This window comes from Antiquaquibacter oligotrophicus (genome assembly GCF_020535405.1).
Lineage (GTDB): Bacteria > Actinomycetota > Actinomycetes > Actinomycetales > Microbacteriaceae > Rhodoglobus > Rhodoglobus oligotrophicus.
Window position 1 is genome coordinate 2,299,371 of sequence record NZ_CP085036.1, and the last position, 15,591, is coordinate 2,314,961.

Below are 15,591 nucleotides of genomic sequence, written 5' to 3' on the forward strand. Positions count from 1 at the left end.
CTATCCGGACGCGACCGCAGACATGTGCGGGGAATCGTGGGCGAGGCGGATGGCGCGCTGCCTCAGTTCCTCCATCATGGCGAGGGTTGCCGCTGAGCGGTGTCGACCACGTTTGGTCGCGATCGCCGCAGACCACCTCAGGTCGAGCCCCCGGACGGGGAGCGTCACGAGACCGGGGACCAGTGCGGCGTCGTGCTGAGCGACAAATCCAGCGCCGAGCCCCGCACGGATGTATTCGGTTACGAGCGCCTGGTCGGCGATCTCGATTGTCGTGCGATATCGGATGCCGAGTTTCGCGAGCTCGGACTCGATGCTCATCCGCAAGGAGAATCCTGGGGGCAGCATCACGAGGTCGAGCCCGTCGAGATCCTGCGTTGTGATGTTCTCTCGTGTCGCCAAGGGGTGTCCTTCGCCCACGGCCAGCATGAGTTGACCGGCGACGAGTTCGTCGAACTCGATGTCGGGGTGTGGCGGCAACGGGAGCACCACGAGCGACACATCGAGCGTCTCTGCCAGAAGCGCTTCCATGATGCCGAGTCCGCCCGTTGGGCTCGTTCGAGCGGTGACGACAACATCCGGATGCTTGTGCCGAAACGCGACCAGGGCGTCGGGAATCCCCAGGAAGTCACGCGTCGCCAGTAGTCCCACCGCCACCGTGCCCCGAACAGTTCCGCGTAGGGATGCAACGGCGTCCAGCGTCTCCTCGGCGGCGGCGATAACCTTCCGCGCCAGGGGGAGAAGAGTCTTGCCCTCTGTCGTGAGCATCACGGTTCGCGAATTACGCGCGAACAGGATCGCGCCAAACTCGCGCTCGAGCGCCTTGACGGATGCCGAAACCGCCGACTGGACGACGTGCAGGCGCGCCGCGGCCTTCGTGAAGTTCGCTTCTTCGGCGACGGCGACAAAACACTCGAGGTGGCGAATCTCCATAGTGAAGCATCGTAGTTGGTGATAGTTGGCATCATCAACAATCGTTGGACTTGATGAAGAGCGTCGCTCACGATGGTTCCTGCGCTTCTCGCGCCATTCTCACACCAACTTTCAGAGGAACAATCATGACCACCACGCCGACCGTCGGCCTTGCGCACGGCACCGCCCTGCCGCGGCTGTCGTCCACCCCTCACCCTGCGGCCATCGTGTTCGCAGTCGCGGCTCTCGCAGTGACGACTTCCCTCTTTGTTGCTGTCGCGTCTCCGATCGCGATCCTTGCGGCCGCGCCAGCTCTCTTCGTCTCGCGAACTCTTGGCGACTACCGGGGCGGCATTCGTGTCGCCACCGCGGGTCTCGCCATTGCGGCCGTCGGAGGAGCGCTCCTCGTCGTCGCGCCAGCAGTTTCCGTACTGGCGGGTACCCTCGTCGGAATCGGAGGTGGCGTCACGGCGCCTGCGGCTGTTGCTCTCGTGGGCGCTCCGAACCCGAGGGCAGGCGGAGCAACTCCGACTCCCCGGATTACCTTGCCACGCCGATTCGAGGTGCCGAACGCCGGTCGTGCCCGCTATCGGGCGGCGCGGCTCGTCGCGATTATCGCGGGAGGCATCCTTGCCGTCGGTCTCTCGGTTTCAGCCCACTGGACCATTCACCTTGGCGCAGGGATGCTCGCCACCGTCCTGGTCGGGATCGGACTGCACCTCGCGCTCACGGTGACACCGTTCACGCTCGCATCCGAGGCATCCGGGGCGATCTTGCTTGTGTTCTCGAGTGTGCTCGGCACAGCGCTGATTGCGGCAGCTCTCGCGGAACCGGCGTCCACGGGCATGGGAGGCTGGGCGGCCGCCGGAGTTGCTGTGCTCTCCGTCGTCGTGCACCTCGCCGCAGCGCGACGGCAGGGAAGCGCATCTCTCTCCGGATCGGGACGGAGCTACAAGGCGGCAGTCTCGGCTTTTGATGCCACAGTCCCGCTGCGTCCCTCGCGCGCCGCGACGGTGACGAACCCCGCTGAGATTCGCGAGGCCGTCGGTCGCGCGAGTGCCGAAGGACTCAGCGTGAGAGCGCACAGCACCGGTCACGCGGCGGGTGTCGTGAACTCGGTCGAGGGCTCTGCGCTGCTCAAGGTGCTCATCGATGAGCCCGTTACGGTCGATGCGGAGCGTCGAACGGTGCGTATCCCGGCCGGCACGTCGTGGCGTGACGTCGTCGCCGCGATCACGCCCTACGGACTCGGTGCTCCTCACGGTTCCTCGTCGCACGTCGGCGCTGTCGGTTACCTTCTTCGGGGAGGCCTCAGCGCATACGGCCGAACGGTGGGAATCGCCGCGAACAGCATCGAGTCGATCGAGCTTGTTGTCGCGAGCGGAGACCTGATCGTCGCGGACCGCTCGAACCATTCCGAGCTGTTCTGGGCGCTTCGCGGTGGTGGCGGCGGTTTCGGCGTCGTCACGGCGGTGACGGTGCGTTTGTTCGACCTGTACCGAGTCGTCACCGGGACAGCCATCTGGTCGATGGAGCACGCTGACGACCTTGCACTCTTCTGGGATTCCTGGCGGAGAACCGCGCCTCGCGGAATCACCACGACCCTTCGGGTTCTCGACTTTCCGGCTTTTCCCGGCCTTCCTCGCAGCATCGTTGGCAAGCCGCTGCTCGTGATTGACGGCTCTGCGGTCGCGCGGTCCGCAGCCGACGTTCACGAGGCGGAGGGTCTCGCTCTCGACATGCTCACCGGCCTCCGCCAGATCGCCGCGCCCATCCTCGACACCTGGAAGGTTGCGAGCCCGCTCGAGACCGCGAACACTCACATGGATCCGCCCATCGGTCCGCCCCACACGTCGGATCATCTCCTGCTCGAATCCGATGGGCCGGAGACGATCTCGGCATTTCTCGACGCTGCCCGCTCGGAGGAGACCCGAGTCTCGTCCATGGAACTCCGCCAGTTGGGTGGCGCGCTCTCCGAAGCGCCCTCCGACGGTGGTGCGGTGTCGTATTACCGGGGAGACCTCGCCTTGTGGGGTCTGGGCATCCACTCGAAGGCACTCCCGCACGACACGATCGTGAAGCGTCTTGACGCCGTGCGCCACGAGTTGGGCGACTGGAACTCGGGCTACAGCGTTCCCACCTTCGCACCGGACCCGTCTCGTCCCCAGCGAACCCTCGACACGAGTGACGCCGAACGCGCCGCTTCCGTGCGTGCGCAGTACGACCCGGATGGAGTATTCGCGGGAGACGTATCCGTCGCCGTGCGCGGGTCCTAGGCCGCGTGAACCGAGCGGATGCCCGCCGCCGCGATCTCCCGCTCGACCTCGACATCGATCGACTGGGGGCCCGTGCGCCGCAGCAGGAGTTCGCGCTCGATGTGGCGCCACAGCTCTTCGTGCGCCGCCTGAGCGGTGACGGGGTCGGCGGCGTGCGAGCCTTCTCCGTGCGATGAAGTGAGGGATGCCGTGACATCCCACGCGATCGTGTCGGCGACAGTTTCAACAAAAACGGTGTCGTCGGCGGTCGCGCGTCCGAGGGTGATGCGGAAGCTGCCGCCCGGCCCGAACATGCGGAAGAGCTGTTCGCGAAGCAATTCGAACACGGCCTGTTGATCCGCTTCGCTTGCCTGCACCGCTGCGCTGTGTCGCTCCACCATGCACCTAGTGTCGGCGCAGCCAGCGACCTCGGTGAGCTGACACGCCGAAGCAGCTTCACTGCCTTCTCTCCGATCGAGGCGCTACGATCCGGCCGTCACCGTCGGGCGTCATCGAATGAGTCGAGGCAACGTGTCCAAGAAGTGGGTCATCACCATCATCGCCGGGGTGGCCGCCGTCGGTCTCGTCGTGGCTGCCGCCCTCTTCCAGCCGTGGCTGCTCTTCGTCGATGTCGAGGTGGATGAGGCGCTGCCGGCCGTCGAGACGGCGGAGCCGTCGGCCGCACCCATGCCGACGGTCACACCGTCGCCCGAACCAGCGGCGCCCGTGCAACTGTCGGTCGGCGAGCTCATCAGCCACGAGCACGAGACCACGGGCACCGTGCGCATCATCGAGAACCCCGACGGCTCCAGAGTGCTCACACTCGAGAACCTCTCCACCTCGAACGGTCCCGACGTGCACGTGTGGCTGGCCGAGACTCCCGTGGTTCCGGGCTTCGACGGGTGGTTCCTGGCAGACGACGCCGGGTACGTCGACCTCGGCACCATCAAGGGAAACCTGGGCAACCAGGTCTACGAGATTCCCGCGGATGTTGATCTCGGCGCGTATCCGAGCGTCTACCTGTGGTGCGCGCAGTTCGCCGTCTCGTTCGGGGCGGCATCCGTGGCGTGAGCGGCTACAGCCAACCCCGTTTCTTGAAAACGACGTAAAGGGCGACTCCCGACGCGGCCATTACGGTCAGGGCGAGGGGATACCCGAATGGCCAATCCAGTTCGGGCATGAACCGGAAGTTCATGCCGTAGATGCTGCCAACGAGACCCGGCACAAACAGGATGGCCGCCCATGATGAGATCTTTTTGACCTGCTCGCCCTGCTCGATGCTCGCTCGCGAGAGTGTGCGCATCTCTTCGTTCTGCGCCTGGGTGACGAGGGTCGCCTGCACCGTCAGAGCGTTCTGGAGCACAGCCCTGAAGGAGTCGGCACGATCGACGGTTTTGAGGGCGTGGTCGGCCACGTCCCTAAAGTCGCGGCGGAGTTCGAGGTCGACGTCGTACTTATCGAAGCCGTGCTCGAGGGACTCGAGCATCCCCACGAGCGGATGGGTCGCACGCTGAAAGGCCATCGCTTCCCTCGCGAGGTCGTAAATGCGACGGGACACGGCGGGGTCTCCGTGAAAGATCTGGTCCTCGATCTCGTCGATGTCGTTCTCGAGTCCGGCGATGACGGGGGCGAACCCGTCGACAACCTGGTCGAACACGGCGTACAGCACGGCCTGAGGGCCGAGGCTCAAGAGCGTCGGGGTTGTCTCGACGCGCCGGCGGACCCGCCCGAGGTCCGGCGATTCTGCGTGACGCACGGTGATCACGAAGTTCGGGCCAACAAAAAGGTGGACCTCGCCGAACTCCACCTCTTCGGGCGCATCGAGGTATCTCGCAGAGCGGAGCACAACAAAGAGCACGGTTCCGTACCGTTCGAGTTTCGGCCTCTGATGGCCCTTGAGAGCATCCTCGACGGCGAGCGGATGCAGTGAGAACTCGGTGGCAACGGTGCGCAACTCATCCTCGGTGGGGCGGTACAGCCCGATCCAGGCGAACCCGCCATGGTCCCGGAGCTCCTCGAAGGTCAGATCAAGGCTGACAGGCTCAGCGATACGGGCCCCGTCACGGTAGATCGCGTTGTCGACGATGGGCACGGTTGACCCTCCTTCTGCTGCACCGAGGCGCTCCACACTACGCCGCCCAGCCGCCCAAAAAACGTCGCTGGTAGCGTAGGAGGAGGATGTCCTCCACAGAACCAGCACGTGAATACGATTTTGTCGTTGTCTCTAATCGGCTGCCCGTCGACCGCGTCGTCGCTCCGGACGGGACCGAGAGCTGGGCGGCGTCGCCCGGCGGATTGGTTGCCGCCCTCGAGCCGGTCATGCGCGCAGCGGACGGCGCCTGGGTGGGGTGGGGTGGCCAGCCCGACCTTGGGTTGACGCCGTTCGAGGCGGACGGCATCCGGATGATTCCGGTCGACCTGACGGCGGTGGACGTCGAGTACTACTACGAGGGTTTCAGTAACGACACCCTGTGGCCGCTCTACCACGACGTCATTTCGCCGCCGAGTTTTCACCGCGAATGGTGGGAGAGCTACGTCGACGTAAACCGTCGTTTCGCCCGCGCCGCGGCGAGCGTCGCCGCAGAGGGTGCGACGGTCTGGGTGCACGATTACCAACTCCAGCTCGTGCCCAAGATGCTGCGCGAGTCGCGCCCGGACCTGAGTATCGGGTTCTTCAACCACATCCCATTCCCGCCGTACGGGATCTTCTCCCAGTTACCGTGGCGCACCCAGGTCGTCGAGGGACTGCTCGGTGCCGACGTCATCGGATTCCAGCGAGTGGCGGATGCCGGCAACTTCTCCCGCGCGGTGCGCCGGCTCACGGGCCACGCCACCAAGAGCCCCGTGATCGAGGTGGCGGAGGATGACGGCCGCACGCGTAGCGTCATCGTGCGCCCTTTCCCGATCTCCATCGACACCGCCAACTTCGAGGCACTCGCCCGCAAGGCGAGTGTGCAGGCTCGCGCGAAGGAGATTCGTGAGGGGCTCGGCAACCCGCGCACGATCATGTTGGGTGTGGATCGACTGGATTACACGAAGGGCATCGGTCACCGGCTTAAGGCGTACGGTGAGCTTCTCGCGGAGGGGGCGCTCAAGGTCGAGGATGTCACTCTCGTTCAGGTTGCAAGCCCCAGCCGGGAACGTGTGGCTGCCTATATGGCTCTTCGTGATGAGATCGAGCTGACGGTCGGCCGCATTAACGGTGACCTCAGCACGATTAGTCATCAGGCCATCAGCTACCACCATCACGGGTACCCCCGCGAGGAGATGGCGGCGCTCTACGTCGCCGCCGACGTGCTCCTGGTTACCGCTCTTCGGGATGGCATGAACCTCGTGGCCAAGGAGTATGTGGCATCCCGCTTCAACGAGGATGGCGTCCTCGTCCTCAGCGAGTTCGCCGGGGCGTCGGACGAGCTCAAGAAGGCACTGCGCATCAACCCGCACGACATCGACGGCCTCAAGGCTCGCATCCTTGACGCGGTGAACATGCCCTATCGAGAGCAGCAGTCGCGCATGCGGTCCCTGCGCAAACGCGTCGCCGAGTTCGACGTGCAGCGTTGGTCACGCGAATTCCTCGAAGCGCTCGCCGAGGCCACCCGCACCCGTCGCGGAACAGGGGCGGATGTGCTCGACGAGCTCGGCCTCTCGACCGAGACCAGGAAGGCCGACTAGTTCCCCATGGTCGACATTGATACACCGCCCCGTTTTTCGCGCCTTCCGGAGCCCCTTGTTGGCGCCCTTCGCGAACTCGCTCGCACTCGACGGCTTCTCGTCGCCCTCGACTTCGACGGGACGCTTGCACCCGAGGTCGACGACCCCGAGAAGGCCCGCGCGCTTCCGGAAGCCCATGCCGCCGTCATCCGACTGTCGAAACTTCGCAACACACGTGTCGCGCTCGTATCCGGTCGTGCGCTCGACAGCCTCGAGCGGGTCGCCGAAGCGCCCGATGACGTGTTGCTGGTGGGATCGCACGGCATCGAGATCAGGCTCGACAACCCCGGCGACGAGGTGCCCCTCGACACGGGCGAGATTCGACGTGTTGAAGTGCTCGGTACCGTTCTCGGCGGTGTCGCGGACTCCCTTGACGACGTGTGGCTCGAACCGAAGCCGGCCGGGTTTGCTCTTCACACGCGTCTGGCCACCGAGGAGAACAGCCGCATCGCGCACGTCGTAGCGCGCACGGAAGCGGCATCCGCACTCGAGGACCTCACCGTGCGCGAGGGCAAAAACGTGCTCGAGTTCTCGGTGCGTTCCACGACCAAGGGTGAAGCTATCGAGCATCTTCGCCGTTACGTCGATGCGGACGCCGTGTTCTACGCGGGCGATGACGTCACGGATGAGGATGCCTTCGCCGCACTCGGCGCCGACGACTTCGGCCTGAAGTCCGGCCCCGGAACAACACTCGCAGCGTTCAGGGTGCCGGGCCCCACTGATGTCGCTGCGGTGCTCTCGCTGCTCGCCGACTTACGCGACGGAGATGTGCACGAACAGTAGGCGAGCTCGGGATGTCGCTCTGAGACCCTAGTAATATAGGAGTAGCCGCCGCGACGGTTGTTCCCCCGGAATCACCGTTGCTCCGACCCGGGGAGGACCCATGATCAGCATCCTCCTCGCGTTCGCGCTCGGAGCGCTGCTCATCCCGGTTCTTGCCCGGCTCCTCGGCACCAAGGTCTTTCTCATCGCAGCAGTCGTTCCGACTGCTGCTTTTGTTTACACGCTTCTGCAGTCGACACAAGCACAAGCGGATGCCGTCATCCAGACGGTGCCGTGGATTCCCGAACTCGGGCTCGCGCTGGCCTTCCGCATGGACACGATCTCGTGGGTGATGGGATTGATCGTCTCGGGCGTTGGCGCCCTCGTGATGATCTACTGCGTCTGGTACTTCGATGATGACGAGCCGGCGCTCGGCCGATTTGCCGGCATCTTCCTCGCCTTCGCGGGAGCGATGTACGGCTTGGTGATCTCCGACGACGTCTTCCTGCTCTTCATCTTCTGGGAGGCCACGAGTGTTCTGTCGTACCTGCTGATCGGGCACAAGACGGCGAACAAGGCCAGCCGAGGGGCAGCACTCGAGGCGCTCCTGGTTACAACCTTCGGTGGCCTCGTCATGCTCGTGGGTCTCGTGATGCTCTCGGTCTCGACCGGTACGACAAGCCTCGCGCGTATCGTCGAGTTGGCCCCCGGAGGCGGATTCACGATCGTTGCGGTCATCCTCGTGCTCGTGGGCGCGCTCTCGAAGTCGGCCATCTTCCCCTTCCACTTCTGGCTCCCCGCCGCCATGGCCGCACCGACCCCGGTCAGTGCCTACCTTCACGCGGCGGCGATGGTGAAGGCGGGCGTGTTCCTCATCGCCGTCATGGCCCCGGGCTTCGCGTCGCTCCCAGGGTGGCGAGAGACGATCATCGTGCTCGGCGTCGTGACGATGCTTCTCGGCGGCTGGCTCTCGACTCGACAGAACGACCTCAAGCTCCTTCTCGCCTACGGCACGGTGAGTCAACTCGGCTTCCTCGTGGTTGTCATGGGCGTCGGTACCCGCGACACGGCGCTCGCAGGCCTCGCGCTCCTCACCGCCCACGCTCTCTTCAAGGCAACGCTCTTTCTGGTCGTCGGCATCATCGACCACCGGGCCGGCACTCGCGACCTGCGTAGGCTTTCCGGCCTCGGACGCGAGATGCCCGTTGTCACTACGGTCACCGTGCTCGCGCTCGCGTCGATGATCGGCCTCCCTCCGTTGCTCGGATTTGTGGCGAAAGAAGCGGCGCTCACCGGTCTCATCGAGGCGGCGCTCGAATTCGGTGCGATCGGCTGGATCGCCCTCGTCGGTGTCGCCGTCGGTTCCGTGCTCACAACTGCCTATGGGTTGCGCTTCCTCTGGGGAGGCTTTGCGACGAAGACCGGAGTCCAGGCGATGCGACGTGCGCCCGAGCATCCGGCATTCCTCGTCTCGCCTGTGGCGCTCGCAGCGAGTGGACTTGTGCTCGGCCTCGTTTCGCCGCTTGTCGACGGATGGATCCGGGGTTACGCCAACCTGTTCCCCTCCGAGAGCGACCACGAGTATCACCTGGCGTTGTGGCACGGCTTCGAACCGGCACTCGGAATCTCGATCGCGTCGATTGCGCTCGGTGTGACGCTTTTCCTCGTTCAGCGCCGCCGCGCCGCAGTTCCAGCGGCTCCCGTCACTCGTTTCTCTGCGGCGGCCGGGTACTCGGCGACTGTGCGCTTCATCGATCGCCTTGCGGCGAAGACGACGAGTCTCACGCAGCGCGGTTCGCTCCCGTATTACCTCGGAGTCACCTACCTCGTTTTTGTGCTTACGGTCGCTGCCGCGTTGGCGCTCAACACGTCATGGCCAACGAACTTCCGCTACTGGGACTACCCCGCACAGATCGCGATCGCGGCGATCATGATCATCGCGGCGCAGGCGGCGCTCCGCGCAAGCAAGAGGTTCCAAGCCGTTGTTCTCGTCGGCGTCACGGGCTTCGGGATGTCCGCGCTTTTCGCCCTTCAGGGCGCACCAGATCTCGCCCTCACGCAGATTCTGGTTGAGATTGTCACCCTCGTGGCTTTCGTGCTGGTGCTCCGCAGACTCCCGGCGAGGCTGGGGGAGCGCCACGGTAGCCGCCACCGTGGCATCCGCGCGGTCATCGGAGTGAGCGTCGGGCTTCTCATGGCCGTCGTTGCCGTCGTGGCCGCCGGCGCCCGCACCGACCTCCCGATTTCCCTGGAATGGCCGCAGCTCGCCTACGAGCAGGGTCACGGGCGCAACGTCGTCAACGTGGCGCTCGTCGACCTGCGCGGGTGGGACACGATGGGTGAGCTTTCGGTCGTGATTGCTGCCGCGACCGGTGTGGCGAGTCTCATCTTTATCTCCACCCGCTCCGACAATCTGCCGCGACTGCCGCGCAAGAAGGCCCGTCTCACGATCAGAGAGCGCATCCAACGGCGCGCGGCGAGCCCCGCGACGGGGGAGCGGACCTCTTGGCTCCTCGCGGGCCGCACCCTTGCGGCCCACAACCGCTCCATCCTTCTCGAGGTTGTGGTGCGTCTGATCTTCCACGCCGTGATCGTCGTATCGCTCTACATCCTCTTTGTCGGTCACAACGCTCCCGGCGGCGGGTTCGCCGGAGGACTCGTCGCCGGTATGGCGCTCGTCGCCCGCTATCTCGCGGGCGGCCGCGTGGAGTTGGGTGCGGCTGCACCCGTTGACGCTGGCAAGCTCCTGGGGACGGGCCTCCTCCTCGCCGTCGGCACCGCGCTCGTGCCCCTCTTCGTCGGCGCGGAAGCGCTCACCTCCGCGTGGATCCCACTCGTCCCACCAGAGTTCGGTTCGCTCGACTTCGTCACCTCCACGATCTTCGACATCGGCGTTTACCTCGTCGTCGTCGGGCTCGTGCTGGATGTGCTCCGCAGTCTGGGTGCGGAAGTCGACCGTCAGCAGGAAAGCGAGGTGGCGGAATCATGACGATCTCCCTCGTGCTGCTTGCCGCCATGGCCGTCATGTATGCGTGTGGCGTCTACTTCCTCCTCGAGCGGAGCATGACAAAAGTGCTCCTCGGCTTCCTCCTCGTCGGCAACGCAACCAACCTGTTGATCATCACGATGGCGGGACAGGCTGGTATCGCCCCAATCGTTCAGGACGGGGTGACGGCCGAGGAAATGACGGACCCACTCCCGGAGGCACTCATCCTCACTGCCATCGTCATCACCTTCGCTGTGTCCGCTTTCCTCATGGCGCTCATCTACCGCTCGTGGCGCCTCGGCACGCAGGATCGAGTCGAGGATGACGCCGACGATGTCGCCATGCGTGAAGGGCTCCCGATGCAGGCCGAAGAGAACGAGGCCGCTCAGAGCGACACCGAGTTCGAGGAGCGATCGTCGTGACCGCTCTCGTACCTCTCATCGTGCTGGTCCCGCTCATCGGAGCGGGGTCCGCGCTCGCGCTCGGTAAACGTCCGCGGGCTCAGCGTTTGGTCGCGATCGTCGCGCTCAGCGCCATGGTCGCCATCGGCAGCGTGCTGCTCTTCGTCGCCGACACCCAGGGTGCGCTCGTCGTGGAGGTCGGTGGGTGGGCTGCGCCATTTGGCATAGTGCTTGTCGTCGACCGGTTGTCGGCCCTGATGATCGTCGTCTCGGCGATTGTGCTTCTCGCGGTTCTCGTATTCTCGATCGGTCAGGGTCTCGCCGACGGCGACGACGAGACTCCCGTCTCCATCTACTACCCGACGTACATGATCCTGGCGGCCGGAGTGATGACGGCCTTTGTCGCCGGCGACCTCTTCAACCTCTATGTCGGGTTCGAAATCCTGCTCGTGTCGAGTTACGTGCTCATCACTCTCGGGGGGACTGAAGCTCGAATCCGAGCGGGCGTCACCTACATCGTCGTGAGCCTCGTATCGTCGATGATCTTCCTCGCCTCGATCGCCATGATCTACGCGGCCGTCGGCACGGTCAACATTGCTCAAATCTCGATTCGAATGGCGGACATCCCCGTCGATGTGCAGATTGTGCTTCACGTCATGCTGCTGATCGGATTCGGCATCAAAGCCGCGGTGTTCCCGCTCTCGTTCTGGTTGCCGGACTCCTACCCAACCGCGCCTGCCCCCGTCACGGCTGTGTTCGCCGGTTTGCTCACCAAGGTTGGTGTTTACGCGATCATCCGCACGGAGACAGTGATCTTCCCGGGTTCCGAACTCAATCCGGCTCTCCTCGTTGTCGCCCTACTCACGATGGTCATCGGCGTTCTCGGTGCAGTGGCGCAAGCAGACATCAAGAGGATGCTGTCCTTCACGCTCGTGAGCCACATCGGGTACATGATCCTCGGTGTTGCCCTCGGCAGTGCGATCGGAACGGCGGCGGCGATCTACTACATCGTCCACCACATCATCGTGCAGGCGACTCTCTTCCTCGCGGCCGGACTCATCGAACGTCAGGGCGGAACGACATCGATCACCAAACTCGGCGGACTGTTGAAGGCGTCGCCCGTCATCGCGCTCCTGTTCTTCATCCCTGCCCTCAACCTCGGCGGAATCCCGCCGTTCTCCGGATTCCTTGGCAAGCTCGCGCTGTTCCAGGCGAGCGCCGAACTCGGCACACCCCTCGCGTGGACGCTCATCGGTGCCGGCGCGCTTGTATCGCTGCTCACGCTCTACGCCCTCATGCGGGTGTGGAACCTCGCCTTCTGGCGGCCGGCCGCGGATGTCGAAGGCTACGAGTCACCGATGCTCGACAACGTTCGCGAGGCGCCGGGTGACACCGCCGTCAAGACGACCCGCAGCATTCCTCGACTGATGACGGGGGCAACCGCGGGAATGGTCATCGTTTCTGTCGCGCTCACGGTCTTTGCCGGGCCGCTCTACGGCATCAGCACACGTGCAGGCGAGAACCTCGAAGGCCCCTCCCAGTACGTCCGCCTCGTGTTCCCGACGGGCGAGGACCCGGTGGGAGGTGTCGATGACTGATCACCAGGAAACCGCGAAGCAGGTTCGGTGGCGGGTATGGCAGCAATTGCCGTTGCTTGTCGCACTGGTCGTGCTGTGGATGCTGCTGTGGGGCACGGTGAGTTGGATCAGCGTGGTGAGCGGGATCATTGTCGCCGTCGCGGTGACCCGATTCTTCTACCTGCCGCCGGTCGAACTCTCCGGTCGGTTCAATCCTTTCTGGTTCGGGGTGTTCTTGCTGCGTTTTCTCTGGGATGTCGTGCGCGCGTCCTTCCAGGTGGCGTGGCTGGCCTTCCGGCCACGCAGCGTGAGGAGCAACGCGGTCATCGCGGTCGATCTGGTGACGGCATCCGACTTCATCACAACTCTCACGGCCATCACGATCTCTCTCATCCCCGGCTCTCTCGTGCTCGAGGTCGATCGCGATCGGTCGATTCTGTATCTTCACCTGATCGGAGTTGACGACGCCGAGGGGATCGACAAGATGCGCCGCAAGGTTCTCTCCGTTGAGCGCGGAATCGTCCGCGCCATCGGTTCGCGTGCCGACGTGGAAAGGACGGGCGCATGATCGATGGCATCCTCTACGTCGTGGCCGGTGTGCTCTTTGGCGCCGGTGCGCTGCTCGCGCTCTACCGAGTGGTGAGGGGGCCGTCGATCCTCGACCGCATGATCGCGTCCGATGTGCTGCTCACGACCCTCATGCTTGTGGTCGGAGCCGAGATGGTCGTCAACGGGCACACGCGCAACGTGCCACTCATGCTCGTGCTTTCCGCGGTCGCAATCTTCGCGACGGTCGCCGTTGCGCGCTACGTCTCCAAACAGGACCGGGCGAAGGATGCTCCGCTCGATCCCGCGCGGAAGGACGCCGACTCATGACCCTCGACGACGTGCTGGACGCGATCTCCGCCGCCTTCCTCGTGCTGGGTGGGGTGCTTTCGGTGGCCGCAGGTGTCGGACTCGTGCGCTTCAACGACGCGCTCACGCGCCTTCACGCAGCAACCAAACCGCAGATCCTGGGTCTCATGTTCATCCTCGCGGCAATCGCGCTCGAAGATCGCAACTGGTCGACCCTGCTTGTGCTCGCTCCGGTTCTCGTGTTCCAGGCGCTCACCGCTCCCATCTCTGCTCACATGGTCGGTCGTGCTGGCTATCGAACGGGCAACTTTCGAGGAGATCAGTTGGTCACCGATGAGTTGGACGACGCAATCGAGCGAGCATCGAAGGAGACCGGGCCATAACGCGCCTGGTGCCCCTGGCACACGCGCTAATCTCGTAACATGCAGGAAACCCACGACCTCAAGCCGCGCTCGCGCACGGTCACCGACGGAATCGAAGCGACCACCTCCCGCGGAATGCTCCGCGCGGTAGGTATGGGTGACGCCGACTGGGACAAGCCCCAGATCGGTATTGCGAGCTCGTGGAACGAGATCACTCCGTGCAACCTTTCACTCGACCGGCTTGCCCAGGCGGCCAAGGAGGGTGTGCACTCCGGCGGGGGATACCCGCTGCAGTTCGGCACCGTCTCCGTCTCCGACGGCATCTCGATGGGACACGAGGGGATGCACTTCTCGCTCGTCTCGCGCGAGGTCATCGCCGACTCGGTCGAGGTCGTCATGCAGGCCGAGCGCCTCGACGGCTCCGTGCTCCTGGCCGGTTGTGACAAGTCGATCCCGGGCATGCTCATGGCTGCTGCTCGCCTCGACCTCGCCTCCGTCTTCCTCTACGCAGGGTCCATCGCACCCGGCTGGGTGAAGCTCTCGGACGGCACCGAGAAGGACATCACCATCATCGACTCGTTCGAGGCAGTCGGCGCCGTCAAAGCCGGCAAGATGAGCCTCGAGGACGCCAAGCGCATCGAGTGCGCTTTTGCTCCCGGCGAGGGTGCCTGCGGTGGTATGTACACCGCCAACACGATGGCCTCGGTGGCCGAGGCGCTCGGGCTTTCGCTTCCGGGTTCGGCGAGTCCGGCATCCGCCGACCGCCGCCGCGACTACTACGCGCACCGCTCTGGCGAGGCCGTTGTCGGGATGCTCGAGCGCGGCCACACCGTGCGTGACATCCTCACCAAGGAGGCGTTCGAGAACGCCATCGCGGTCGGCATGGCCCTGGGCGGCTCGACGAACATCGTGCTCCACCTCTTGGCCATCGCCCACGAGGCCGAGGTGGAACTGACTCTCGACGACTTCAACCGCATCGGCTCGAAGGTTCCGCACATCGGCGACCTCAAGCCGTTCGGTAAGTACGTCATGAACGACGTTGACCGTCACGGCGGTATCCCCGTGCTCATGAAGGCGCTGCTCGACGCCGGCCTCATTCACGGCGACTGCCTCACCGTCACCGGCAAGACGGTCGCCGAGAACCTCGCCGAGCTGAACCCGGACCCGCTCGACGGCGAGGTGCTGCGCACGCTCGACAACCCCATTCACGAGACCGGCGGCCTCACGATCCTGCACGGCTCGCTCGCTCCCGAGGGTGCGGTCGTCAAGACGGCGGGCTTCGACGCCGAGGTCTTCGAGGGCACGGCGCGCGTCTTCGAGCGCGAGCGCGCCGCACTGGATGCACTCACCGAGGGCAGCATCAACCCGGGTGAGGTTGTCGTTATCCGCTACGAGGGCCCCAAGGGCGGCCCCGGAATGCGGGAGATGCTCGCCATCACCGCGGCCATCAAGGGCGCGGGTCTCGGAAAAGATGTATTACTCTTGACGGACGGTAGATTCTCAGGCGGCACAACCGGCCTGTGCATCGGCCACATAGCTCCCGAAGCGGTGGACGCAGGTCCCATCGCCTTCGTGCGCGATGGTGATCTGATACGGGTCGATATCGCAGCTCGCTCGCTCGACCTACTGGTTGACCCGGCAGAGCTGGAAGCCCGCCGCGACGGCTGGGCACCGCTTCCTCCGCGCTATACCCGTGGCGTTCTCGCGAAGTACTCCCGTCTCGTGCACTCGGCTGCTGTCGGTGCCGTGACGGGCTGACAAGCTGATCACTCT

The 15,591-nt window shown here is 64.8% G+C and carries 14 protein-coding genes; 11 read left to right on the forward strand and 3 right to left on the reverse strand.

The annotated features are described in order from the left end of the window. Complete coding sequence (locus LH407_RS11110) at positions 1-930, reverse strand: LysR family transcriptional regulator (RefSeq protein ID WP_322133924.1); 930 nt, start codon at positions 928-930, stop codon at positions 1-3. A 125-nt stretch (positions 931-1,055) separates the two neighbouring features. Between LH407_RS11110 and LH407_RS11115 the strand changes: the two genes are divergently transcribed. Next, the gene (locus LH407_RS11115) at positions 1,056-3,185 is read left to right on the forward strand and encodes an FAD-binding protein (protein WP_322133923.1); all 2,130 of its coding nucleotides are present in this window, start codon (positions 1,056-1,058) and stop codon (positions 3,183-3,185) included. Here the strand turns inward: LH407_RS11115 and LH407_RS11120 are convergent. After that, positions 3,182-3,565 (reverse strand): hypothetical protein, encoded by a 384-nt coding sequence (locus LH407_RS11120; RefSeq protein ID WP_322133922.1) that lies wholly within the window; start codon positions 3,563-3,565, stop codon positions 3,182-3,184. The genes LH407_RS11115 and LH407_RS11120 overlap by 4 nt on opposite strands. 130 nt (positions 3,566-3,695) lie before the next feature. Here LH407_RS11120 and LH407_RS11125 point away from each other — a divergent pair, with 130 nt between their 5' ends. Further along, positions 3,696-4,235, forward strand: coding sequence for a DM13 domain-containing protein (locus LH407_RS11125; protein WP_322133921.1), 540 nt, complete (start codon positions 3,696-3,698; stop codon positions 4,233-4,235). A gap of 4 nt (positions 4,236-4,239) precedes the next feature. Here LH407_RS11125 and LH407_RS11130 read toward each other — a convergent pair whose 3' ends face one another. Further along, positions 4,240-5,256 carry a magnesium and cobalt transport protein CorA gene (locus tag LH407_RS11130; RefSeq protein WP_322133920.1) on the reverse strand — a complete coding sequence of 339 codons (1,017 nt, stop codon included), beginning with the start codon at positions 5,254-5,256 and terminating at the stop codon, positions 4,240-4,242. Positions 5,257-5,342: 86 nt separating this feature from the next. Here LH407_RS11130 and LH407_RS11135 point away from each other — a divergent pair, with 86 nt between their 5' ends. From LH407_RS11135 to ilvD, 9 genes are all read left to right on the forward strand, one after another. Next, complete coding sequence (locus tag LH407_RS11135) at positions 5,343-6,836, forward strand: alpha,alpha-trehalose-phosphate synthase (UDP-forming) (RefSeq protein WP_322133919.1); 1,494 nt, start codon at positions 5,343-5,345, stop codon at positions 6,834-6,836. 6 nt (positions 6,837-6,842) lie between these two features. Further along, positions 6,843-7,658, forward strand: a complete 816-nt coding sequence (gene otsB, locus LH407_RS11140; RefSeq protein ID WP_322133918.1) for a trehalose-phosphatase — start codon at positions 6,843-6,845, stop codon at positions 7,656-7,658. 100 nt (positions 7,659-7,758) lie between these two features. Continuing rightward, positions 7,759-10,626, forward strand: a complete 2,868-nt coding sequence (locus LH407_RS11145) for a Na+/H+ antiporter subunit A (protein ID WP_322133917.1) — start codon at positions 7,759-7,761, stop codon at positions 10,624-10,626. Continuing rightward, entirely contained in the window at positions 10,623-11,045 is a 423-nt protein-coding gene (locus LH407_RS11150; RefSeq protein WP_322133916.1) for a Na(+)/H(+) antiporter subunit C, read from the forward strand. Before LH407_RS11145 ends, LH407_RS11150 begins: the two co-directional genes overlap by 4 nt. Beyond that, positions 11,042-12,622 carry a Na+/H+ antiporter subunit D gene (locus tag LH407_RS11155; RefSeq protein WP_322133915.1) on the forward strand — a complete coding sequence of 527 codons (1,581 nt, stop codon included), beginning with the start codon at positions 11,042-11,044 and terminating at the stop codon, positions 12,620-12,622. The genes LH407_RS11150 and LH407_RS11155 overlap by 4 nt, the downstream gene beginning before the upstream one ends. Further along, complete coding sequence (locus LH407_RS11160; protein WP_322133914.1) at positions 12,615-13,169, forward strand: Na+/H+ antiporter subunit E; 555 nt, start codon at positions 12,615-12,617, stop codon at positions 13,167-13,169. Before LH407_RS11155 ends, LH407_RS11160 begins: the two co-directional genes overlap by 8 nt. Then, positions 13,166-13,477: a monovalent cation/H+ antiporter complex subunit F gene (locus LH407_RS11165; RefSeq protein WP_322133913.1), complete on the forward strand. Its 312-nt coding sequence runs from the start codon at positions 13,166-13,168 to the stop codon at positions 13,475-13,477. The genes LH407_RS11160 and LH407_RS11165 overlap by 4 nt, the downstream gene beginning before the upstream one ends. Further along, positions 13,474-13,839 (forward strand): monovalent cation/H(+) antiporter subunit G, encoded by a 366-nt coding sequence (mnhG, locus tag LH407_RS11170; RefSeq protein ID WP_322133912.1) that lies wholly within the window; start codon positions 13,474-13,476, stop codon positions 13,837-13,839. Before LH407_RS11165 ends, mnhG begins: the two co-directional genes overlap by 4 nt. Before the next feature lie 39 nt (positions 13,840-13,878). Further along, positions 13,879-15,576, forward strand: coding sequence for a dihydroxy-acid dehydratase (ilvD, locus tag LH407_RS11175; RefSeq protein ID WP_322133911.1), 1,698 nt, complete (start codon positions 13,879-13,881; stop codon positions 15,574-15,576). Positions 15,577-15,591 lie beyond the last annotated feature (15 nt).